This is a genomic window from Vibrio sp. HA2012 (assembly GCF_002812955.1).
Lineage (GTDB): Bacteria > Pseudomonadota > Gammaproteobacteria > Enterobacterales > Vibrionaceae > Vibrio.
In genome coordinates, this window is record NZ_PFXK01000006.1 from 103,659 (window position 1) to 125,706 (window position 22,048).

Here is a 22,048-nt window from a genome sequence, read left to right on the forward strand (position 1 = left end):
AAATGGTGTCCGGATTAAAACGGGAATCGGTGGCTGGATTGCTCCGGAATACGCAAATGACCAAAGTTTCAGCTTAGATCACATCAATATTTGCGATTACGAAATCAATTAACAGACGTACACGCATAGGCAGATGATCTCGATCGCGATACAACATAAACAATGTGCGGGCTTTGCTGCGCCAGTCAGGCAGCACATGGTTCATTTCCCCTTGTGTTATCATCGGCATAGCCAAGTAATCCGGTACATATCCGATGCCCAGTCCTTTTTTTATAGCGTGAGTCAGCATCAGCATCTCATCAACTTCGAGTTTCACGCTCTTTTGTGGATGATAGTCAAATTCTTCACCACTCTCTTTGTGTACCAGTTGCCATGGTGTTATTGGATTACAAATGATGGCGGGATGGCCGTACAACTTGTCTGGCGTGGATATGTCGGAAATATCATAATCAAGATGAGAGCATAAAATGAAATGAATATTTTTTACTGGCCTAGCTATCCAATTTTCTACTGCGGGGTGGCCAACCTGAAACGCTACATCTATGGCTTCCGCTTCGATATCAATCAGAGAATTGGAAAAACGAAGATCTAGCTGAACATCTGGGTATTGCAGCAGAAAATCATAAAAAATGGAGCGTAGAAACTGAGAGCCTGCGTTGATCGGAGCTGAAATTCGAATCTTGCGGTTCAACAAAAAATGCATCAAAGTTATGCGGGATCATTGTCCATTCATCAGTTAGCAAAGCAAGTAAATCTTACTGAACGAACAATGCAAAGACGGTTTCTAAAGGCTACTGGTTACAACCCTAATCAATATTTGCAGCGTCTCAGAGTACAGAATGCATGTGACTATCTGGAAAGCACACAACGTTCATTTGAGTGGATAGCCAATCAGGTTGGTTACGAAGATATCAGCGCATGCCGAAAGGTTTTTATCAAAATTGTTGGATTAACTCCACGAGAGTTCCGAAAACGATTTTCCTGATTCAGATTCTAGCTGAATCGGAAATGCCCCATTTTTGTTTTACGAACCAGTACAAAGGATAGTGGTTAGCTTTGCAGCAAAGCGTTTGTATTCATTATCTTAAATTTTGGGCAATTAATCAGGTAATTATTGTTATCGTGTCTATATTATATCGCTACTAAATGTAGACATTGTCTGTTGAAAAAGATTGTTAAGTGAAATTATGAAACCATTACTAAGCGAGGCGTATCAGTTACTTCTAGAGCTTGAAAAGTTCGATGATATAAGCCTTCTCAATAGAGCTAGCATTGTTGACGAAATCAACGATAAAAATGAAATGCTTTGGCAAAACATAACTTCCTTTAACCAGCAGGTAAGGGATCTTTTTATGACAAAGGATAAGCTTAGCAAACAGGAATTCCTCGAAAAACTTGTCATGGTTCGAGTTGAGGCAATGAATATTTCAACTGAGTTTGATAATTTTAGAGAGGAATTTGATAATGCGTTTTTACAGAATCGTGACAACATTTAACAAACGCATTAAATATCGCGCGTTTAAAGACATTGCTTCGCGGTACGCGCTGGACTCGCAATAAGTTGCTCACCATTTATACAGGCGTTCAATCATTCCTCGAATGTTTATGTCTGACTTCGATCTGAAGTGGTTCTACGCTAGTTTAGGGGATGTTTACAGTGGAGTCTGAGGTGTGAGTGAAAACATTCATCTTTACAAAGGCCCGTTAAGAGCCTTTGTTATTAGTGGTTTGGGTTACGCGTCCTTTTCAAAGAACTGCGGAAGATAAGCTCTGTTTTCCGTTAGAATATCATCAACAAGTTTCTTCGCTGTTGGCATATTAATCACCGTACGGTTAAGCGTCAGCGCATTAATAAGCTGTTGGCGTGAACCGGTAAACCACGCGTCAACCACCAGTTTTTCAAAGCCAAGCTGAGTTTCAATCATCGCCTTCTGGAAGGTCGGAATGTTACCAATGGCATATGGCTCTACTCCGTGATTCATCAGTGTTGCTGGTACTTCAACCATAGCATCATCCTGCAGGTTGCTGATAATGCCTTTGTTAGGAACAATCACAAGGTACTTTTCCCCCTGATTAAACAGCACGGATGCCGCAACCCGAACCATATAAATGCCATGAACATCGGCGTGCATGTTTTCTGGTTCTGTGGTGTCGTTTTCAATGATACGGCGACACATGGCAAACACGTTTTTCTCGCGGCCATTAATGACCTGGCGGGCACGGGTATTGTTAATGTCTTCTTTGGCGACCATTTTTTCAGGGTACAGGTAGTATTGCAGGTAAGTGCTTGGCAGGTATTCCGGATTATCCGCCAGCATCATCTGCATATTTTTGAATGTGGCTTGCCAGGACGGGTCATGAGCAATATCAACGGCACTGGCTTCCAGGCCTTTTTCCAGAATGATGTCTTTGATCTGTTGTGTCAGATCTTCCCCCTGACGGTTACGGACCTTGGTAAACCAGCCGTAGTGGTTCAGGCCATAGTATTCCGGTACCAGATCCCAAAGCTCACAACCAAGCATTTTGGCGTAACTTTCCATGATCACACAGGGCATATCACAGATATTAAGAATCTTCTTATCGTCCGGGAAAACGCGGTTGAGCGCTTCTGCGACGATGGCGGCAGGGTTGGTATAGTTAAGTACCCATGCATCTGGGCTGAATTTACGAATATCTTTAATTAAATCAATCATATCACCGATAGAACGAAGACCATATGCCATGCCGCCTGCACCGCACGTTTCCTGACCAACGCAGCCGTGAGACAGAGAGATTTGTTCATCACGTTCACGCATAGCAAGGCCACCGGTACGGATCTGGATGAAGAAGACATCGGTATTTCTGAACGCTTCTTCCCGGTCAGTGGTGAAAACAAACTCTTCAACTTCCGGGTATTTTTCTCTCAGCAGGATCTTCGTCGCTTCGGCATTAAGCTTTTGGCGTTCGCCATCGATATCATAAAAACGGACAGTTTTAAGCGGCAGATTATCTTTTTCCGCGATCAAACTCATCATCATACCCAGAGTGTAAGTAGAGCCGCCGCCGATAATGGTCAGGTTTTGTCGTTTCATTGTAGGATCTCGTTCTATTATGTATTGGATATGTACATAATATGTATACATATGGTGTACATGTCAATGTTAAAAAGAGACTTAATGTCTATTTAATGTATACTTTGTGTATATGTTTTAATGTTGAGACTCTATGAAACCTGTCTATTTGAAAATTGCTGATGATCTGGTAAGTAAAATAAAATCAGGAACCTACCAGGAAGGTGACATGCTTCCTCCGGAAAATCTGCTGTTGGAAACCTATAGCGTCAGCCGGATGACGGTAAGAAAGGCCCTTGCGCTTCTGGTGGAGCAGGATTTGCTTTATCGGGTGAAAGGGCGGGGAACTTTCATCAAAAAACACAAATCAGCGGTTCATGATGCTTTCTACCTCCGCGGTTTTTATGCCTGTGTGAAAGCGCAGGGCAAAGAGCCAACCACTGAAATCGTGACCTTTGAAGTTCAGGAGCCAAACTCTTTGGTTGCCTCTAAGCTGGAGCTTCATGAACAGGATAAGGTTTACCATATTGAACGCTTGCGCCTGATTGATGGTGAACCTGAGATGCTGGAAAGCACATACCTGCCACTCTCTTTATTTTCTGACCTGACTGTTGATGCCATGAAAGGCTCAAAGTATGAATATATTGAAGGCAAAGGGATGAAAATTGCGCAAAGCAGACAGACCGTATTGCCTGAAATCGCAGACAAAAAAGTCAACAAGCTTCTGGGGGTGAAAGATGATTCTCCGCTGTTGAAAGTGCTCTCGGTGGGTGAGTTTGATGACGGAACGATATTTGAGTACAGCATTAATTATTTCAAGCTTAATCAATACAGTTTTGAATTTGTTGCTAAGCGTCCAAATTAGCCTTAACGATAAGAATTGGCTTACTTGAAAGAAGAAGTGGCGGTTGATACTTTTAATTTGGCTTTGGTTTGTTAGAAGCAAGATAATACACTGGAATAAAAAAAGTGCGCCTTAACAGCGCACTTCTACTATCTTAATTCTTGTGCCATTTTTTTGATCTAAACTTACCACTCGGCAAAGGAACCATCTTCATTGGTCCAGTGAGGGTTTCGCCAAGCTGGCTGCGACCTAGCTTTTACATCCTGATCCCGCATAAAGTCTTCATCGATGTCGATCCCTAAGCCATCACCTTCAAGGTTCATGCAATAGCCGCTATCAAATTCGAACACCTGCTTATTATTAATATAGTCAAGTACATCACATCCCTTATTGTAGTGAATACCAACACTCTGCTCCTGTATAATGGCATTTTGACAAGTTGTATCGATATGAACAGATGATGCCAAAGCAATCGGACCTAGTGGGCAATGCGGTGCAAGAGCGACATCATAAGCTTCTGCCATTGAAGCTATTTTCTTCAGCTCAGTAATGCCACCACAGTGACATACATCTGGCTGAATAATATCAACACCACCATGTTTCAGTAATTCCTTAAACTCCCAGCGTGTGTGTAACCGTTCACCCGTCGCAATTGGAATCGCTCCATATTGAGCAATTTCGTGGATAGACTCACTAAAATGTTCCGCTAACACAGGCTCTTCTACAAACATAGGTTTCATCGGTTCTAGTTCTCGCATGAGAACTTTTGCCATAGGTTTATGAACCCGGCCATGAAAATCGATACCAATGCCGAAATCTTTACCCATCGCATCACGCAGGCTCTGAACGCGCTCAAGCAGCGCATCTACTTTGCTGAAGTTATCGATAAAGTTCAGCTCATCGGTACCATTCATCTTAATTGCAGAGAAACCTTTTGTTACGCGATCTTTTGCCATGTTAACCACGTCATCCGGGCGGTCACCACCAATCCACGAGTAGGTTTTAATTTTATTACGGCATTTACCGCCGATAAGCTCATAAGCCGGAACGCCCAAAGCTTTACCTTTAATATCCCACAACGCCTGATCGATACCCGACAGTGCCGACATCATAACTGGGCCGCCACGGTAAAATGAAGAGCGATGCAGGTAGTTCCAATGTAATTCGATATCAAACGGGTCTTTACCAATCAGATATTCCATCATCTCGTCGACACAAGCATGAACAGTATGAGTACGGCCTTCTAAACTAGGCTCACCCCAACCGACAATACCCTCATCAGTGACAATCTTGAGGAATCCCCAACGTGGTGCCACTATGAATGTTTCATAACTAATTATTTTCATATTTATCTCTTACTTAAACAGTTCGGGTAAAAATGTGATCACGCCAGGCATGAACACCAGTGCAATTTGGACAAGCAACATACTAATAAGGAACGGAACTATCGCTCGGGTTAATTGAACAATAGAAGATCCCGTGATTCCTTTCGCAACAAACAGGTTCACACCTACAGGAGGGGTAATTAACGCCAGTTCGGTACCAACAATCAGAATAATACCGAAATGGAATGGGCTGATGCCTAATTGCACAAGTATTGGTAAGAACAATGGGGTATAAATTAAAATCTGAGCCGCTGTTTCGATAAACAAGCCGGTGAACATAATCAGCGCAACAAATATCAAAAGAATAATTGTTGGGCTATCCGTGACTTGCAGAATCGCTTCACCGATCATTTGCGGAATCATACTAATGGTCAGGTAACGCGCAAATGCAGTAGCAAAACCCAGAATAATAATGACACAACCTGTTGTCAGAGCCGCACGGGAAATTGTCGGGATCAGATCTTTAAATGCCATTTCTTTGTGAATAAAGAAACTAACAATCAAAGTATAGATTACGGTAATACAGGCTGCTTCAGTCGCAGTAAAAATACCCGAATAAATACCACCTAAAATAATTACCGGCGTCAGCAATGCCCACTTAGCTTCCCAGAATGTCGACTTCACACGTGACAGATTAAAACCTTCTTCCTGTCCGCGATATCCGCGTTTTTTAGCAATAAGATAAACAGCGAGAATCAAGCCGAAACCAATCATTCCACCAGGTACAAAACCGGCAAGGAACATATCACCGATGGAGATCTCAGCCGTCACCGCATAGATGATCATAGGAATCGATGGTGGAATCAAAATGCCCAGAGAGCCCGCAGAAGCTGTCAGAGCACCAGCAAAGTGGCGGTTATAACCCTTCTCAATCATCGAAGGAACCATCATCGAACCAATCGCAGCTACGGTCGCCGGGGACGAACCGGAAATAGCAGCAAAGAACATACAGGCGACAACCGTTACAATGCCAAGTCCGCCGGGTGCACGGCCAACTAAACTCGAGGCAAAGTTCACTATCCGCGAAGATAGGCCGCCCTTTTCCATCACAAATCCCGATAAAATAAACATCGGAATGGCAAGGTAGGTAAATGAATCGAGAGCGGTGAATGATGTCTGAGAAATAAACGACATCGGGATATCAGCAAGTACCAACGCAAACGCGGTGCTCATGCCAATACTGATGGCAATTGGCATTCCGATAAACAACAGAATTACAAACACAGCCATTGTAATTAAAAAGGTATCCATGTTATTTCTGACCTCGCTCATCTATAACTTTTTGCAGTGCTTCTTCAGCTTCAGACATTGCATATTCATGCTCAAGCTTTCCGGTAATCCGGCGATAAACCCGCTGAACCAGGCGTAATGCAATTAAGTAAAAACAAAATGGTATGATTGCGTATACCCAACCCGCTTTCCAATCCAGAGCCGGTGTCGTTTGTTCGATATTAAGGGCATCAACGGATATTTCTAATCCGTAATAACCAATCCATGCCATAAAAGCCGCAAATGACAAATCAATAATAGAGTCTAGAATTCTTTTCTTATTACCGGTCACAAGTCCGTCAATAATTTCGACGCGAACGTGTGCACCTCTGACAACCGCCAGGCTGGCAGCAAAGTAAACAAGCGATATAAATACATATCGGGCAAGTTCTTCTGTCCATGACAGGGAAAAATTAAATATGAAACGAAATAATATTTGTAAAAAACATAAAACAATTAAAGAAATAAAGAGTATTGTACTTATGTATTCCTCTATATTGTCAAAGAAGGAAGTTTTCTTGTCACTCATATAGACACCAAGATTATTTAAGAGCTGCGAATGCAGCTCTTAATATTGAGATTATTTTTGAAGACGAGCTACATTTTCTACTAATTTCTTGTACAAGTCAGGGTTGATGCTGTCACCATATTTCTCGACGACAGGTGCAACTTTCGCCAGCATCTTTGCTTTCACAGCTGGATCGATTGGCGTGTAAACCAGATTGGCATCGATCATATGTTGGAGAGATTCCGCATCGGCCTTTTTAACTGCATCGCGCATGTGGTTGATCGCGATCTTCGCTGCATCTTGCATCGCGCTCTTTTCTACGTCAGTCAAGCCATCGTAGAATTTCTTACCGACAACCAAAACAACCCATGAATAAACATGTCCGGTATCAGATATGTATTTCTGTACTTCATACAGGCGCTGAGAATAGATATTGGTATACGGATTTTCCTGACCGTCTACCACGCCTTGTTGCAGTGAAGAGAATAGCTCAGAAAATGCCATTGGCGTTGGGTTTGCACCCAGAGCACGGAACGCATCCAGATGCGATTTATTCTGCATAGTACGCAGTTTCAACCCATTAAAATCATCGAGTGTCTTAACTGGGTGAGAGTTGTTAGTAACATGGCGGAAACCGAAGTTACCGTAACCTAAACCAACGTAACCCGCTTTTGTCAGCTTCGAAGAAAGCTCTTGCCCCCATTCGCCGTCAACAACTTGGTTAGCGATCTCTTCGGTCGGGAAAATAAAAGGCAATGTCAGAATGTTAAAATCTTTAACGATATTCGCCAGTACAGCCGGATCAGGCAGGTTCATCTGTACCGCATTGAATTTGATCTGCTCCAGAGCTTCCTGGTCATTACCTAACTGGTTACTTGGATAAATAGTGACATCAATCGAGTTATTGGTTGCAGTCTCAACATGTTGTTCAAACTTTTTCATCGCTGCATATTCAAAGTGCGACTCAGGCACACCAATACCGATTCGCATTGTTTTCGCTGCGTTGGCATGCACAGAGACAGCAAGCATAGGTAGTGCGCAGGCAGTAAGTAGGGTTTTTAGCTTCATAATTTCACCACGTTATTATAATTGATGCCAAGCATTACGATATTCGATAGCATTCTGCTCTAAAGTACTTAATGAAATACCACGCTTATAAAGATTGGAACCCAATCCGAATCCTTCAGCTCCAGCCGCAATATAATCAGAAAGTAATTTTGAATCAGGGTTAATGCCACCGACCGCAATACACATAATTTCAGGAGGTAATACAGATTTCACCGCTTTTAAACCAATCGGTTTGATTGTTTCTGCAGGGAATATTTTCAATACAGTTGCACCATGAGCGATCGCATTAAATGCTTCAGTTGGAGTTGACACACCGCAACAGACCAGACAATCATTCGCGACTGCTTTCTCTATCACTTGTGGGTTCATATTGGGCGTAACAATGAGTTTTGAGCCCGTAGCCAGTACGGCATCCAGTTTTTCTATATCGGTTACTGTACCAGCGCCGATCACCGCTTCACCGGCAAATTTTTTGACCAATAATTGAATACTTTCGACAGCATTTGGACTGTTAAGCGGAACTTCAATAAAGCGAAAATCGTTTGCAATTAATTTCTCTGCAACCTCAATCACCTCAGAGGTTTCGATACCACGCAGAATTGCAATCAATGGATTTTTTTTAAACCACTCATTACTTCTAAGCTGATTAGAATTCATCTTGATTCCTTTAAATAAATTTGATACATGCCGTTTAGGAAACACTCTTTTCCAGAGACAATCTCATATTGATAGCCTAACGAAGCCAATGCAGACGCATATTTTTTCGATAGAGATTCACTACCAATTAAATAATGCGTTTCGTCTTTATTTAATGCACTTATCTCATTTCCGATCAGCATGCCAGAAATATAGTCATGCACTTGAGAGTCTTTGATACCACCAAATAGTCTGTTGGTTCTTGCACTAAACAAAATTTCGTTAATCGAATTGGCAAAACCTAATTTAACGGCGAAGTTAAACACCGATTCAGAGTCTTCCTGAGCAGGAAGGTTGATGCCCAGAATCGAATTTTTCACAAGAATATTAAACAGCTCACCAGTCATAAATGTAGAAAATTTGGTGATTTCACCATAATGACATTGTGCGTGTTTACTGTGGGTTCCGTGCAAGATAGCGCTGACTTTAGGTGAGTTGACTAAGTTGGCCAAGCCAATCAATTGCACTTCTTCACCGCGCATGACTTCTGGCAGATTGAGTTTATTGAGGCAGGTTGCTCCGGCAATAATTTTAATGCTGTCAGCCCAGCTTTGTTCTACTTCTACACAAGACTGTAAAAAGTTCGCATGATCGGCCGGAAGATTGACATAAGGCGCTTCCAGCCACCCTTGTTTTGAACCAATCATACCAGCCATATATATCGTGGATGTAGTTTTGCTCCAATCCCCCAACTGGTCTTTTAAAGCTTGAGAAAATTGCTGGTTTTCGACAGCAAGCAAGCCAAGCGGTGCCGATTTCTCCGCCATGCATTGCCCACTATCATCCATCAAAAAGGCTCTAAAGTTTGTGGTTCCCCAATCGACTGCTATCCAGAATTTACTCACCCATCACCTCATGTAGTACAAAGAGAAGCATCTTGTATGACAAGGAGAATACGTAAAAAAATATCACTTTTAAGTGATGTAATTCAAAAAAATCACAGCAAGTATCGGCTTGACATCACATTTTCGCCAACTGTTTTGCCGATCGCATCCATAATTATGTTGCGCATTAGAGAACGTGCTTTTTCTGCATCACGCATACGTACCGCATCCATCACTTCATAATGTTTGCGTAACGCAGGCCCACTGAGCTCTATTTCTTGTTCCAACGTGTGCTTAAAAGTCATTCCGAGTGCAGTGATGATGGCGTCACCCATCGACATGAGGAAATAGTTCTTACTGGATGCAATCAACGCTTTGTGAAACTGGGCATCCCCTATATTAAATAGTTCCCGATCGCGTATTTTCTCTGCCTTAACCATCAGATCGTAACCTTCTTCCAATGCCACCAGATCTCTTGACGATGCATTCATGGCCGCCAGTGCGGCAATATTAGGTTCGAAAATCAGACGGGCTTCCATCAAGTTTGGTATCAATTCTTCATCGACATCAAATTCAGCTATCCAATTGAGTAACTCTATATCCAGCCAGTCCCATTGATCCTTGCTATTAACAACCGTGCCCATTTTCGGAACCGTCGATAAAATCCCTTTGCCCGCTAAACTTTGAATCGCACTTCGAATTGAAGTTCTTGACACCCCGAGTTGTGACGCAAGTTCATTTTCACCGGCAATGGTATCGCCGTTAATATAATCGCCTTCAAGTATTTTTTTTGCTAAATGATTAGCGACAAATTTTGTTTTTGGTAATGCCATTATGTAGTACAAGAAAAGAAAGTTAGTATCACAAGATGTTACACTATTTATTCTTCATCTTGTAACACTATTAATTGACTATATGAATTTCATCTCGTATCTAGCTGTTTATCTTCCTCTAGGAAAAAGCCTTGTTTCGATCCTAGGGCATGGCAGTAAGAGCTGGCGTAACATATCTGCCTTTATCTTTATTTTCTGACCTGACTGTCGATGCCACGAAAGGCTCAAAATATAAATATATTGAAGGCAAAGGGATGAAGATCGCGCAAAGCAGACAGACCGTATTGCCTGAAATCGCAGACAAAAAAGTCAACATTTTCTCGTTAACCGTATTGCAGAAAAATTGGTATCACTCATCTTTATTTATCAATGGCTGAGCAACCATTAACAGCGTATACCTTAAATTTTATCAGTTGAATTTTTTTCATATTCAATATGAGAAAAATAACATTAACAGACATCTAGCCGTCTATTAAGATAGCCCTATAATCAAATGATAAAACAAATATAAGAGGTAATCCCATGGCAATACGTCCTCCTTTTCGCTCAGATGTTGTTGGTAGTTATCTTCGTCCGGCTTACCTTCATCAGGCTCGCAAAGATTTTAAAGCGGGTAAAATTTTTCAAGGGGAACTAACGGAAATTGAAAACCGTGCGATTACTGAACTGGTAGAACAACAGAAAGCGGTTGGATTAAGAGTTATTACTGATGGCGAGTTCCGTCGTAGTTTCTGGCATATCGATTTTCTGGAAAATCTCAACGGTATTGAAGGTTTTGTACCCGAGCAGGGCTACAACCAGAAGTTTCACGGTAAGGCTGCGCCTTCTTACAATATTCGCGTGACAGGTCGTATATCGTTTAATCCTGAACACCCATTCTTAAGTCATTTTGATTTCCTGAAAAAAGTGGCAGAAACCGATGAGACATTTAGTGCAAAAGCGACTATTCCTGCTCCGACTATGATTTTGCGCCAGGAAATTCTATCTAATAACGGTTCATCAAAATTAGATGACATTTACGCTGATCGTAGTGAGTTTTATCAGGATTTGGCTAAGACTTACCGCGATGCTATTGCCGCCTTCTATCAGGCTGGCTGTCGCTATCTACAGTTTGATGATACTAACTGGGCATTTCTGGCTGATGCTGGTAAACGCGAAGAGCTGGTTGCAAAAGGGATTGATGCCAATGAGATTGCACAGATCTGTACAGATATCATCAACAGTGCTCTGGAAAATAAACCTAAAGATATGGTGATCACCACACATATTTGTCGCGGTAATCATGCGTCATCATGGTTGTTCTCTGGTGGTTACGAACCTATCGCTAAAGAATTGTTTAATACCAATTATGATGGTTATTTCCTTGAATACGATAATGATCGCGCTGGTGACTTTGCACCTTTACGCCACTGGAAAAATAACGGCAGCCAAATTGTTCTTGGCCTTGTGACTTCTAAATTCCCTGAACTGGAAGAAAGAGAAGTAATTAAAGCACGGATTAAAGAAGCGCAGGAATTCATTCCACTAGAAAACCTATGCTTGAGCCCGCAATGTGGTTTTGCTTCTACTGAAGAAGGTAATAAGCTCACTGTTGAAGACCAATGGAACAAGATTCGTTTGATCAACGAAATTGTTGCTGATGTTTGGTCACAAGCCTAATACTTTGATTCATTTTCTCGTCTACCCTGGAAAACTGTTATTACAGTCACATTTTCTTGTCAATTGATGAAATATCAGGCAACCTGAGGAGACTTTTCTTAGGTGAGCACACACATAGCCATACTTGTTGTCGGGCAGTAACTGCTTTGTCAACTGTCGGGGCGGTGATAAGGATTTCGCATGTCGTTTCGGGATAGGTTACTGGCTTTAACTATTGTTTTAGTCTGGGGTATTAACTTTGTTGTTATAAAAGTGGGCCTGCAGGGGATGCCACCTCTGTTACTGGCTGGTTTGCGCTTTACCTTTGTGGCGTTTCCGGCTCTCTTTTTTGTAAAGCGCCCTCAGTTACCTCTGAAATGGCTGCTTATGTATGGTCTTACCATCAGCTTTGGACAGTTTTCTTTGCTTTTCTGGGCGATTAACGTGGGGTTGTCTGCTGGGCTAGCTTCACTTCTTCTTCAGGTGCAGGCATTTATTACCCTGCTACTGGGAGTCTTTTTACTAAAAGAGAAAATTCGTCTGCATAATGTGATCGCAATTAGTATTGCTGCTCTGGGGATTTATCTGCTGGCGACGGCTCAGACACTGGATACGTCATCTGTTACCGGACTGACGCTGGTTTTGATTATTGGTGCCGCTGGATGCTGGGCTATGGGGAATATCACCAATAAAGTGATTATGCAAAACTATCAGGTGCCGACGATGTCTCTGATTATCTGGAGTGCATTGGTTCCTATGCTGGCTTTTGCTGTTGCTTCTTTTTATATCGAAGGTAAGGCACTCATTATTGATTCGCTCTCTCATATAGAGTGGCATAACATCTTTTCACTGATGTACTTGTCATTTCTGGCCACTATTGTCGGTTATGGAGGCTGGAGTTATCTGCTGAGCCGTTACGAGACATCTCTGGTTGCTCCATTATCTCTGTTGGTTCCTGTTTTCGGTCTTCTTAGTGCTATGCTGTTGTTGGGGGAACATCTGAATCTTCATCAGATCGCGGGCGTGGTGATTATTGCTGCAGGGCTTGTTATTAACGTATTTGGTAAACGCTGGTTTACGATGAAAATGGCTGATGTCCGTCCCCTGCCGGAAGAATAAAAGGTATATACTCCGGTTATCACTTACCCGCTAACAAAAGCAAAGGTTCTTTATGACTGCGAATATGGTTTCAGACACACTTCCACAAGACCCGACTGAGCGCATGAATCAGTTTTTTAACTCGGTTGCTGCCGAGCTGAAAATCTGGTTGCTGGTTGATGAGCATGGTAGTGTTTTGCTGACGGCTGAGGATGAAGACTGTGTACCGGTATGGCCGACTCAGGCTCATGCTGAGCAGTGGGCGACAGACGATTGGGAGGGCTTTAAAGCTGAGGCTATCTCAGTGGCTAAATGGAAAAGTCGCTGGACTCCGGGGCTGGAAGAAGATGAGCTTTCAGTCATCGTATTTCCTGACCAACAAGGAGAGGGGATTGTACTGTACCCGGATGAGTTTGAGTTCGAACTGAAAAAGCGTGAATCTAAACGTCGTTAATCCCGTCCTAACAACCATAGGAATAAGCTGTTTCCTGTGGTTTTTCTTTTACACACAATGCGTGTAAAAAATATTGTACACATCTAGTTTATTTATTTTTACAGATTAATTTGAAGACACGATTTAACTCTTAGAGAATGACTGCAATTCAGTGGATGCTAATAGTTTATCTGCGATTATAGAGAATAAATCTCCTGGTTATAATTTCTGTAAAATAAAGTTTACATATGATAACACAAAAATTTCTGGGAAGTACCCTGCTGATTGCTGGTACTACGATTGGTGCCGGGATGCTGGCTTTACCTCTGGCTTCTGCCGGTATTGGTTTTTCAGCTTCTTTATTAATTATGCTGACGCTATGGGGGCTGATGGCATTTACAGCTCTATTGATGGTTGAATTGCATCAGTATGCGGAAAGTCATGCTACCTTGCATACACTGGCAAAACAGATTCTGGGTGATAAAGGGAAGTGGATAGCAACGGCGGCGATGCTGTTTCTGTTTTATTCTTTGTGTGCTGCCTATATTGCCGGTGGCGGGATGCAGTTTACTCAGCGTATTGGTCATCTGACCGGGGTACAGCTTAGTGGGGTAAGCGGAACTCTGATTTTTACTCTGATTGTTGCCGGTGTAGTTGCTATTGGAACCGGAACGGTTGATCGAGTTAACCGTATCTTATTTTGCGGAAAGATTATTGCTATGGTGATGGTGCTGTTTTTTCTGGCACCAAATGTAACTGAATCTTATCTTTTGAATATGCCGCTACAACAAGGTCTTATTGTTGCGGCGATACCTGTTATTTTTACTTCATTTGGTTTTCACGGCAGTATTCCGGCTGTCGTTAATTATCTGGATGGTGATACACCCGCTTTGAGAAAAGTCATACTGTTTGGTTCGGCTATTCCTCTGGTGATTTATATTTTCTGGCAACTCGTTACACTGGGCGTTGTCAGTCAATCTGAGCTGGTACAAAACAGCGGTCTGGGCAGTCTGATTACATTGTTAACCCTCAAGGCTCATCACTCTAATCTTGGCAGTGTTATTGGCGTGTTTGCTGATCTGGCTTTGCTCACCTCTTTTCTTGGGGTCAGTCTGGGATTATTTGAATTTCTGGGGGACGGCTTGTGCAGAAAAGGCGGGAAGAGAAACCGTTCTTTCGTTGCATTACTGACTTTTCTGCCACCGTTGATCTTTGCTCTGGTTTATCCGCAGGGATTTATTATGGCTCTGGGGTATGCTGCTATCGCTCTTGCCATACTGGCTATTTTTCTTCCTTTGATGATGGTGATCAGAGTTCGGCAGCAAGTTCCTGACGGGTATTATCAGGTTCGAGGTGGCATACCTGCGTTGTATCTTTGTGGTATTGCCGGGGTTATGATTGTCGGAGTCCAGCTGCTTATTGTGGTGGGTATTCTGCCTGCCCTCGGATAGATGGTTTGTTTCAGAACCGGCTGATCAGTTGAGGGATCTGTTCCAGTGATATTTCGTACATGGCCGCTCCCTGACGGATGGCTTCTTTCGGCATTCCGTAGACCACACAGGAAGCCTCATCCTGAGCATAAGTACTGGCGCCGGTTTTTCTCATCTCCAGCATGCCCTTAACGCCATCATCTCCCATGCCGGTCATAATAATCCCCATGGCATTTTGTCCGGCAGCATTGGCAACCGAGCGGAACAGTACATCGACGGAAGGCCGGTGACGGCTGACCAGCGGTCCGTCCTTGATCGCCACTGTGTACTGGGCTCCGTTCCGGGACAGCAACATATGTTTGCCGCCATTGGCGATAAGAACCGTTCCGGAGATCACCCGGTCGCCGTGCTGGGCTTCTTTTACCGTTACTTCGCAGAGCTGATCCAGCCGGGTGGCAAAAGCGGCAGTAAAATGTTCTGGCATATGTTGAACCACAACAATTCCGGGAGCAGTTCTTGGCAGTCGGGTCAATACTTTCTCCAGTGCCTGAGTGCCGCCGGTCGATGTGCCTATAGCGACGACTTTATCTGTGGTTGCAAACGGGCGACGTTCCGGATTCGACGGTAACACGGCATCGGCTGTCAGCTTTTCTGTCGGGCTCTGTATTTTAGCTTTTGGACGGGAAGACGGCGAAACTCTGGCCAGTGCGGCAGCTTTGACTGACTGAATAAGCCGCTCTCTGGAGCCTTCCATAAAGGCTCGCAGTTCTGTCTGCGGTTTGGTAATAATATCTACCGCACCGGCTGACATGGCCTGCATGGTTGTATCGGCTCCTTTTTCTGTCAGGGTTGAACAGATAATGATAGGGGTTGGCCTTTCAGCCATGATTTTTTTCAGAAAGGTAATACCGTCCATTCTCGGCATCTCAATGTCCAGAATAATAACGTCCGGCCACAGTTTCTCCATATTGCGCATAGCGAAAATAGGATCACGTGCTGAGCCGGAAATTCGAATCCCCTGTGTCTGTTCCAACTGCTCCTGAAGCAGTTTTCTGACTAGAGATGAATCATCAACTAACTGAACATTGATCATAGCGGTTCCCAATATTTTGTTATGGTTTGATTGTTATTCTTTTGACGGTTTATCCCAGCTTGCGGAAAATCGAAGGGCGGATTAAACGTAAGTTGGCATCAATCCCCTGAAGGTTTTCAGTATGGCTGATAAACAGATAGCCTCCGGCTTTTAGCTGTTGTGCTACCCGTTTGACAATGTCGCTTTTTTTCTCCGGATTAAAATAGATAAGCACATTCCGCAGAAAAATAATGTCGAACTGCCCCATGGTCGCCAATTGAGCATTCAGGTTAACCTGACTGAATTTGATCCGTTCACGCAGAGCCTTATTGATCAGCAGAGTACCTTCTTGTGATCCCGTCCCTCTCAGGCAGTATTTTTTCAGGTAGGGCAGAGGAATACCTTCATGGCGCATCATCTGATAATGGCCAGCTTTGGCTTTTTCCAGAACTCTCTGGCTGACATCCGATCCAATCAGCTCCCAGCTCCCGGCTCCTTCCCGCTGATCAGCCAGTAACATTCCCAGACTGTAGGTTTCTTCTCCGGAAGAGCAGGCCGCACTCCAGATCCGGACGGGCATATGCCGGTATTGAGGCAGAACCTCATCCCGCAGATAGTCGAAGTGAGCCGATTCGCGGAAGAAGAAGGTTTCGTTCGTTGTCAGCAGGTCGATCAGTACTTGCAGTTCATCTTCACCCTTACTGCTGAGAATATACTGGTAATAATCAAAATACGTGTTTAGTCCCAGGCGAACCACACGGTTACCTAAGCGGGATTCCAATAGCGTTGACTTGGCCGGAGTCAGGTTGATACCAACCTGACGATAAAGCAGATCCTTAAACAGCAAAAATTCGTAGCGTGTTATCGAATTTACTTCGGCGAGGCGGCTGCCTGCCAGTTCCTGAGCCCAACTATTGTTGTTAGTAAAACTAATGCTTGAGAACAAATCCAGTACCGACTTTTTCAATGTTTATTATTACTCGGAAGTTTCCCTTATTATTTAGTGTAGCCGGGTTTTCCAGCCCGGCCAGTTTAAGTGATAAGGGATTGTTCACATTCCGTCCGTGTATTTATTCCGTACGCAGTATCAGAAATTCACAAACTCAGCATTATCCAGCTCCATACTACTGTCGTTTCTGCGAGAGACGGGCTGTGCTGCTTTCTGAGTCATTATATGAGCGTTTGTTGCACCTTTTATCAGATCCTGCACCTTGAAAAAAGCGACGGCCTGAATCAACTGTGTTGCCTGGCCGCTCAGTTCTTCAGCTGTTGCAGCCAGCTCTTCTGAGGCGGAAGCATTCTGTTGAGTCGCTTTATCAAGCTGAACCATAGATTCATTAATCTGAGCGATTCCGGATGCCTGCTCTTCAGAGGATGCAGTAATTTCTTCCACTAGATCAGCCGTTTTCTTAATACTTGGTACTATTTCAGCTATCAGGCGGCCGGCATTTTCTGCGATACCTACACTGTGGGTGGCTAACTCGTTGATCTCCTGAGCGGTGGTTGAACTGTTTTCAGCCAGCTTACGTACCTCAGAAGCGACGACTGTAAAGCCTTTACCATGCTCACCGGCACGAGCCGCTTCAATAGCAGCATTCAGTGATAATAGATTGGTTTTATATGCGATATCTTCAATTAAACTGATTTTTTGTGCAATTTGTTTCATTGCTTCAACCGTCTGTATAACGGCTTTACCACCGTCTTCAGCCTGTTGAGCGGCAGTGGTGGCCATATTATTGGTTACTCGTGCATTTTCGGTATTCTGCTGCACGGAAGCATTCAGCTGTTCAACCGCCGCTGTGGTTTCTTCTACACCGGAAGCCTGTTCAGTTGCAGCCTGACTGATCCCCTGAGCCGTGGCATTCACCTGTTGGGATGCTGTACTGAGGTTATTTGAGCCGGAGCGAACCTGCTGAATTATCTCATTCAGACCATTGGTCATGTCCATCATAGCACCGTATACACCCATGGCTTTTTCTGGATTGTTAAATCGAATGGTCAGATCTCCGTCTGCAATACGGCGGGCAATATCCTGCATTTCCCGTGGTTCTCCACCCAGAGGCCGACGGATAATTCGGGTCAGAATATACCCCAGAAGAATACCGGTCAGAATTGCAGCACCACTGACCCAGATTACGGTGTTTATGGTACGGCTGTTAACCATAGAAACCTGATTACCCAGTTCATTTTGTTCGTTCAGTATAGAGCTTTTAACCTGCTCAGTGTCTTTCGCGACGATAGGACCGATTCTTTCCAGTTCATTCTTAACCAGTTCATTACGCTTGACCACGACCTGATTCAGTTCCTGAATCCCGGCAATATATTCTTCCCGCGCCCGGCTAAAGATGTTCAACTGTTCACGTCTTTCCGGGTCACGGATCAGGGTATCCAGAGTACGTACTTTGTCAGCCAGTGCCCCGTTCAGTTCATCTGAGGCCTTGTTCAGATCGGCCTGAACATTGGCATCCAGATATTTCATGATCTGCAGGCGGGCTCTCAGAAGGGATGCGTTACCTTGCAGTGCCTGAACCGTAATATTGGTTTCTCCGTCAAGATATGAAGAATCCGCAATACTGGCTAGTGCATTGGTCATTTCCCAGCCGATAGGGGTTAGAATATCGTACAGCAGTTCGTCATGGCGGGTATTTAACTGGCTGATTGTGGTAAAGGCATCTCTGTAGGCATCAAATAACTGGTCGACCTCAGCAATATTTTTGGCTCTCTCTGGATTTAGCGTTTCATCTTTTGCTTTATGTATTAAAGCTTCCAGACCTTGCAGATGGCCTTCAAAGGCTTTTTTACTATTGTCTGAGTGGGTTCTCAGGTAGTCCACGGCATACAGGCGTGCTTCCAGCATACCGGATTGCATTGCAGAAGCCTGATCGGTCTGACCAGCCAGATGCTGGAAGTCACTGAAGCCTTTTACAGCGTTAGTCAGGCCAAGGTAGGCGGAAGAGGATACCACAATCAGCAGGATGATCAGAAGCGCATATCCTGAACCGATTTGAGTGCCAAGTCTGAGTTTGTTTAACATAGTTATCACTCCAAGAGAGTTACTGTTTCTATTTTTACAACCTTAAAATATGTCACCGCTTAACACTGTTCCTGCAGGGTCATAGCCGGGTGCTGTTCCTGTCGGTATTCCGGTGAACGTCCTGTCTGGGAGGCGATCTCTTTCAGGGATGAAAGTTCTTCTACAGACAGCACTTTGTCGATGGCCAGCAGGATAATAAATTCACCATTGACGTTACCCATAGCCCGGATAAAGTCGGTACGGATGTTGGCTCCGAAACTGGGGGGCGGCTGAATATGGTTGGCATCAATTTCCAGTATTTCACTGACTTCATCGACCAGCATCCCCAGCGTCTGAGTGATTTCTCCCTGTGTAACTTCAACCAGAACAATGGAACTGCGTTTGGTTAAGGAGCAGGGCGATCTTGCCAGACGGGCAGAGAGATCCACGACGGGAACAACGCTTCCCCGCAGGTTGATCACTCCACGGATGAAATCTGGAGTCATGGGCACCCGGGTCATATTGGTCATTTCCAGCAGTTCTTTGACGTCCAGAATTTCAACCGCAAGTCGCTCTCCTGAGCAGAGAAAAGTCAGGTACTGTGTTACACCCGCAACCGCAGACACTGTGCCGGGTTGACGAGAATCGGTTATTTCTTGGTTCACGATACAGAGTCCTTATGGTTAATGTTGATACTGAGCCAGTTCCGGAGCTCCGGATATAGCCGAACGATTGAGCTGTTCTGCCAGTTGTTCTGCTTGTTCGATCAACTCCTGAACACTCAGAATCAGAGCGATATCGCCACTGCCGAGAACTGTTGCACCACTGATACCGGACAGGTTCTGAAATACGGCTCCCAGAGGTTTGATGACAGTTTGTTGTTCACCCAACAGCGCATCGACGACTAATGCTGCCCGGGTTCGCCCAAAGCGCACCACGACAAGGGATTCTCGCTGCTGTTTACCGGCAGGAGGTAGTCCGAAAAAGTGCCGCAGATGGATAAACGGCATGACCTCTCCCCTGAAGTTCACGTAGTTACCGTGGTGTTGCAGTTGCTCTGCACCAAACTCGATACATTCCTGAACCATGCTGAGTGGAATAATGTAGGATTCCCTTTCAATACCAACCAGAAAGCCGTCGATGATAGCCAATGTCAGCGGCAGACGTATGGTGATGCGGGTTCCTTTGCCTCTTTCGCTTTCCAGTTCGATGGCTCCGCGCAGCGATTCGATATTTCGTTTAACCACATCCATACCAACGCCCCGGCCGGAAAGGTTGGATGCTTCTTTTTTGGTACTCAGACCTGGCTCGAAGATCAATTGCAGTTCTTCTCTGTGGCTCAGTACCTGATCCTGTGCGATCAACCCGATGGCTTCCGCTTTGGCGCGGATCTTTTCAACATCAAGACCGGCTCCATCATCCACTACCTCGACAACAATATGTCCTGAGTCATGATAGGCGTTCAGGGTCAGCGTTCCTTTAGCTGGTTTGCCCGCTGCCAAGCGTTCTTCCGGCATTTCGATGCCATGGTCAAGTGAGTTGCGTACCAGATGGGTTAACGGATCATTCAGTTTTTCGACTACGGATTTATCCAGTTCACTTTCACCACCGCTGATCACCAGTTCAATTTCTTTTCCCAGTTCTTTACTGACATCCCGGACAACTCGTTTAAAACGGGAGAAGGTTTCTCCAATCTGAACCATGCGAAGCTGAAGTGCCGTATCGCGGATCTCTTCAACCAGCAGTTCCATGCTGGAGGCTGCGTCGTTCAGGTTAGGCTGATTCAGTCTGCCTATCTGGGTCTGTATGGATGCACTGGAGATCACCAGCTCACCGACCAGATTGATCAATTGCCCCAGTTTTTGGGCATCTACCCGGATGGAACGGGCTTCTTTACTGACTTTGTCTTTGATCGATTCCTGCTTTTTCAGCACTTCTTTTACAATGGTCTGATTAATGGCCTGTTGCTCAACCAGTATCTTTCCAAGCGGTTTTCTTTCCGCATCGGGCTGAGTGTTATTCTGGGTATCCAGAGCCTGATCCAGTTCTGCATGGGTAATGGCACCGATGCTCAGCAGAAGTTCGCCTAATGGCTGACAACTATTCTCCGGAACGTTTTGCAGCAGATCCAGGTATTCGGATTGTCGGGTCTGCGGAGGCAGAATATGGATATCGCAGTCTTCCTGTACGAACTCAAAGACTTCGTTAATTTCGCTTTTGCTGGCTGTGCTGCTGAACGCGATCCGGAAGGACAGGTAACAGCTTTCCGGATCCATTTCTTCATCACTGTCGTCCAGCCGGTAGATGGTGATCACCTTGATGATCTCACCCAGATTATTTAGATAGCGGAGGAAAGAGAGCGGATCAAAGCCGTTTCTGAATGTATCGGGTTTGAAATCCAGTGAGATCAACCACAGGCCGTCGGTTTCGGTCTGTTCTTCAAACAGGGTTTCTATCGGAGCGGATGTTTCTGCTGTGGCCACGGCATGTTGCTTCTCTGAGCCGTTAAGTTGTGCCAGCAGGTGATCCCCGGCTTTTTGCAGTTCCAGTGGCAGGATATTGCTATCACTGGAGCTTGCCGCAAACTCCACCAATGCGGCCGTATGATCTTTGCATTTGAGCAGCAGGGCGACCAGTTCTTGATCCACCGGCCGTTCTCCGCTGCGGGCTCTGTCCAGTTCGCTTTCCAGTGGATGTGTAAAGCTGACGATAAAATTAAAGCCGAAGATCCCGCCAGATCCTTTAATCGTGTGCATTGCCCGGAAGACGCTGTTCAGGTGTTCAGAGTCATTCGGATCTTCTTCCATCATCAGCAGAGCATCTTCCATCTCCTGAAGCAGTTCTTCCGACTCCTGTACGAATATTTGTTTGGCTTCTTCGCTCATGC

21 protein-coding genes and 1 pseudogene are annotated in these 22,048 nt (G+C 44.5%); 8 read left to right on the forward strand and 14 right to left on the reverse strand.

Annotated elements, in window-relative coordinates:
• Nucleotides 1-73: 73 nt before the first annotated feature.
• Entirely contained in the window at nucleotides 74-703 is a 630-nt protein-coding gene (locus CSW98_RS12295; RefSeq protein WP_100800783.1) for a substrate binding domain-containing protein, read from the reverse strand.
• Nucleotides 704-715: 12 nt separating this feature from the next.
• Between CSW98_RS12295 and CSW98_RS12300 the strand changes: the two are divergent.
• Nucleotides 716-985 (forward strand): annotated as a pseudogene (locus CSW98_RS12300) (helix-turn-helix domain-containing protein); the annotation flags it as partial.
• Between the two features lie 202 nt (nucleotides 986-1,187).
• Entirely contained in the window at nucleotides 1,188-1,496 is a 309-nt protein-coding gene (locus CSW98_RS12305) for a hypothetical protein (RefSeq protein ID WP_100800784.1), read from the forward strand.
• A 237-nt stretch (nucleotides 1,497-1,733) separates the two neighbouring features.
• Here the strand turns inward: CSW98_RS12305 and CSW98_RS12310 are convergent, their stop codons facing one another.
• A complete protein-coding gene (locus CSW98_RS12310) occupies nucleotides 1,734-3,071 on the reverse strand; it encodes a family 4 glycosyl hydrolase (RefSeq protein ID WP_100800785.1) in 1,338 nt (445 codons plus the stop codon).
• 133 nt (nucleotides 3,072-3,204) lie between these two features.
• Here CSW98_RS12310 and CSW98_RS12315 point away from each other — a divergent pair, with 133 nt between their 5' ends.
• Complete coding sequence (locus CSW98_RS12315) at nucleotides 3,205-3,915, forward strand: GntR family transcriptional regulator (RefSeq protein ID WP_100800786.1); 711 nt, start codon at nucleotides 3,205-3,207, stop codon at nucleotides 3,913-3,915.
• A gap of 164 nt (nucleotides 3,916-4,079) precedes the next feature.
• Here the strand turns inward: CSW98_RS12315 and dgoD are convergent, their stop codons facing one another.
• The 7 genes from dgoD to CSW98_RS12350 form a co-directional block, all read right to left on the reverse strand.
• Complete coding sequence (dgoD, locus tag CSW98_RS12320; RefSeq protein WP_100800787.1) at nucleotides 4,080-5,240, reverse strand: galactonate dehydratase; 1,161 nt, start codon at nucleotides 5,238-5,240, stop codon at nucleotides 4,080-4,082.
• Nucleotides 5,241-5,249: 9 nt separating this feature from the next.
• Nucleotides 5,250-6,530, reverse strand: coding sequence for a TRAP transporter large permease (locus tag CSW98_RS12325; protein WP_100800788.1), 1,281 nt, complete (start codon nucleotides 6,528-6,530; stop codon nucleotides 5,250-5,252).
• 1 nt (nucleotide 6,531) lies between these two features.
• Nucleotides 6,532-7,077, reverse strand: coding sequence for a TRAP transporter small permease (locus CSW98_RS12330; RefSeq protein WP_100800789.1), 546 nt, complete (start codon nucleotides 7,075-7,077; stop codon nucleotides 6,532-6,534).
• A gap of 51 nt (nucleotides 7,078-7,128) precedes the next feature.
• A complete protein-coding gene (locus CSW98_RS12335; protein ID WP_100800790.1) occupies nucleotides 7,129-8,124 on the reverse strand; it encodes a TRAP transporter substrate-binding protein in 996 nt (331 codons plus the stop codon).
• Between the two features lie 15 nt (nucleotides 8,125-8,139).
• Nucleotides 8,140-8,781 carry a 2-dehydro-3-deoxy-6-phosphogalactonate aldolase gene (locus CSW98_RS12340; RefSeq protein WP_100800791.1) on the reverse strand — a complete coding sequence of 214 codons (642 nt, stop codon included), beginning with the start codon at nucleotides 8,779-8,781 and terminating at the stop codon, nucleotides 8,140-8,142.
• Nucleotides 8,778-9,665 carry a 2-dehydro-3-deoxygalactonokinase gene (locus CSW98_RS12345; RefSeq protein ID WP_100800792.1) on the reverse strand — a complete coding sequence of 296 codons (888 nt, stop codon included), beginning with the start codon at nucleotides 9,663-9,665 and terminating at the stop codon, nucleotides 8,778-8,780. The genes CSW98_RS12340 and CSW98_RS12345 overlap by 4 nt, the downstream gene beginning before the upstream one ends.
• Nucleotides 9,666-9,757: 92 nt before the next feature.
• Entirely contained in the window at nucleotides 9,758-10,477 is a 720-nt protein-coding gene (locus CSW98_RS12350; RefSeq protein ID WP_100800793.1) for a FadR/GntR family transcriptional regulator, read from the reverse strand.
• Nucleotides 10,478-10,626: 149 nt separating this feature from the next.
• Between CSW98_RS12350 and CSW98_RS12355 the strand changes: the two genes are divergently transcribed.
• The 5 genes from CSW98_RS12355 (at nucleotide 10,627) to CSW98_RS12375 (ending at nucleotide 15,097) form a co-directional block, all read left to right on the forward strand.
• Nucleotides 10,627-10,854 carry a UTRA domain-containing protein gene (locus CSW98_RS12355; protein WP_100800794.1) on the forward strand — a complete coding sequence of 76 codons (228 nt, stop codon included), beginning with the start codon at nucleotides 10,627-10,629 and terminating at the stop codon, nucleotides 10,852-10,854.
• Nucleotides 10,855-10,999: 145 nt separating this feature from the next.
• Nucleotides 11,000-12,136, forward strand: coding sequence for a 5-methyltetrahydropteroyltriglutamate--homocysteine S-methyltransferase (locus tag CSW98_RS12360; protein WP_100800795.1), 1,137 nt, complete (start codon nucleotides 11,000-11,002; stop codon nucleotides 12,134-12,136).
• A gap of 180 nt (nucleotides 12,137-12,316) precedes the next feature.
• Nucleotides 12,317-13,234, forward strand: coding sequence for an EamA family transporter (locus CSW98_RS12365; protein ID WP_100800796.1), 918 nt, complete (start codon nucleotides 12,317-12,319; stop codon nucleotides 13,232-13,234).
• A gap of 103 nt (nucleotides 13,235-13,337) precedes the next feature.
• The gene (locus tag CSW98_RS12370) at nucleotides 13,338-13,667 is read left to right on the forward strand and encodes a DUF2750 domain-containing protein (RefSeq protein WP_232733527.1); all 330 of its coding nucleotides are present in this window, start codon (nucleotides 13,338-13,340) and stop codon (nucleotides 13,665-13,667) included.
• A 227-nt stretch (nucleotides 13,668-13,894) separates the two neighbouring features.
• The gene (locus tag CSW98_RS12375; RefSeq protein WP_100800798.1) at nucleotides 13,895-15,097 is read left to right on the forward strand and encodes an aromatic amino acid transport family protein; all 1,203 of its coding nucleotides are present in this window, start codon (nucleotides 13,895-13,897) and stop codon (nucleotides 15,095-15,097) included.
• A gap of 10 nt (nucleotides 15,098-15,107) precedes the next feature.
• Here CSW98_RS12375 and CSW98_RS12380 read toward each other — a convergent pair whose 3' ends face one another.
• The 5 genes from CSW98_RS12380 to CSW98_RS12400 all read right to left on the reverse strand — a co-directional run bounded on the left by CSW98_RS12380 (nucleotide 15,108) and on the right by CSW98_RS12400 (nucleotide 22,046).
• On the reverse strand, nucleotides 15,108-16,169 hold the full coding sequence (locus CSW98_RS12380; RefSeq protein ID WP_100800799.1) for a protein-glutamate methylesterase/protein-glutamine glutaminase: 1,062 nt from the start codon (nucleotides 16,167-16,169) through the stop codon (nucleotides 15,108-15,110).
• A 49-nt stretch (nucleotides 16,170-16,218) separates the two neighbouring features.
• Nucleotides 16,219-17,094 (reverse strand): CheR family methyltransferase, encoded by an 876-nt coding sequence (locus CSW98_RS12385; protein ID WP_232733524.1) that lies wholly within the window; start codon nucleotides 17,092-17,094, stop codon nucleotides 16,219-16,221.
• Nucleotides 17,095-17,235: 141 nt separating this feature from the next.
• Complete coding sequence (locus CSW98_RS12390) at nucleotides 17,236-19,182, reverse strand: methyl-accepting chemotaxis protein (RefSeq protein WP_100800800.1); 1,947 nt, start codon at nucleotides 19,180-19,182, stop codon at nucleotides 17,236-17,238.
• A 59-nt stretch (nucleotides 19,183-19,241) separates the two neighbouring features.
• Nucleotides 19,242-19,826: a chemotaxis protein CheW gene (locus tag CSW98_RS12395; RefSeq protein ID WP_100800801.1), complete on the reverse strand. Its 585-nt coding sequence runs from the start codon at nucleotides 19,824-19,826 to the stop codon at nucleotides 19,242-19,244.
• An 18-nt stretch (nucleotides 19,827-19,844) separates the two neighbouring features.
• Entirely contained in the window at nucleotides 19,845-22,046 is a 2,202-nt protein-coding gene (locus CSW98_RS12400) for a chemotaxis protein CheA (RefSeq protein WP_100800802.1), read from the reverse strand.
• Nucleotides 22,047-22,048 lie beyond the last annotated feature (2 nt).

Coding starts and splice junctions, on each gene's coding strand:
- CSW98_RS12365 (WP_100800796.1), top strand. CDS start 12,317: ATGTCGTTTCGGGATAGGTTACTGGCTTTAACTATTGTTTTAGTCTGG.
- CSW98_RS12355 (WP_100800794.1), top strand. CDS start 10,627: ATGGCAGTAAGAGCTGGCGTAACATATCTGCCTTTATCTTTATTTTCT.
- CSW98_RS12400 (WP_100800802.1), bottom strand. CDS start 22,046: ATGAGCGAAGAAGCCAAACAAATATTCGTACAGGAGTCGGAAGAACTG.
- dgoD (WP_100800787.1), bottom strand. CDS start 5,240: ATGAAAATAATTAGTTATGAAACATTCATAGTGGCACCACGTTGGGGA.
- CSW98_RS12330 (WP_100800789.1), bottom strand. CDS start 7,077: ATGAGTGACAAGAAAACTTCCTTCTTTGACAATATAGAGGAATACATA.
- CSW98_RS12295 (WP_100800783.1), bottom strand. CDS start 703: ATGCATTTTTTGTTGAACCGCAAGATTCGAATTTCAGCTCCGATCAAC.
- CSW98_RS12390 (WP_100800800.1), bottom strand. CDS start 19,182: ATGTTAAACAAACTCAGACTTGGCACTCAAATCGGTTCAGGATATGCG.
- CSW98_RS12335 (WP_100800790.1), bottom strand. CDS start 8,124: ATGAAGCTAAAAACCCTACTTACTGCCTGCGCACTACCTATGCTTGCT.
- CSW98_RS12375 (WP_100800798.1), top strand. CDS start 13,895: ATGATAACACAAAAATTTCTGGGAAGTACCCTGCTGATTGCTGGTACT.
- CSW98_RS12360 (WP_100800795.1), top strand. CDS start 11,000: ATGGCAATACGTCCTCCTTTTCGCTCAGATGTTGTTGGTAGTTATCTT.
- CSW98_RS12350 (WP_100800793.1), bottom strand. CDS start 10,477: ATGGCATTACCAAAAACAAAATTTGTCGCTAATCATTTAGCAAAAAAA.
- CSW98_RS12340 (WP_100800791.1), bottom strand. CDS start 8,781: ATGAATTCTAATCAGCTTAGAAGTAATGAGTGGTTTAAAAAAAATCCA.
- CSW98_RS12315 (WP_100800786.1), top strand. CDS start 3,205: ATGAAACCTGTCTATTTGAAAATTGCTGATGATCTGGTAAGTAAAATA.
- CSW98_RS12370 (WP_232733527.1), top strand. CDS start 13,338: ATGAATCAGTTTTTTAACTCGGTTGCTGCCGAGCTGAAAATCTGGTTG.
- CSW98_RS12305 (WP_100800784.1), top strand. CDS start 1,188: ATGAAACCATTACTAAGCGAGGCGTATCAGTTACTTCTAGAGCTTGAA.
- CSW98_RS12325 (WP_100800788.1), bottom strand. CDS start 6,530: ATGGATACCTTTTTAATTACAATGGCTGTGTTTGTAATTCTGTTGTTT.
- CSW98_RS12310 (WP_100800785.1), bottom strand. CDS start 3,071: ATGAAACGACAAAACCTGACCATTATCGGCGGCGGCTCTACTTACACT.
- CSW98_RS12380 (WP_100800799.1), bottom strand. CDS start 16,169: ATGATCAATGTTCAGTTAGTTGATGATTCATCTCTAGTCAGAAAACTG.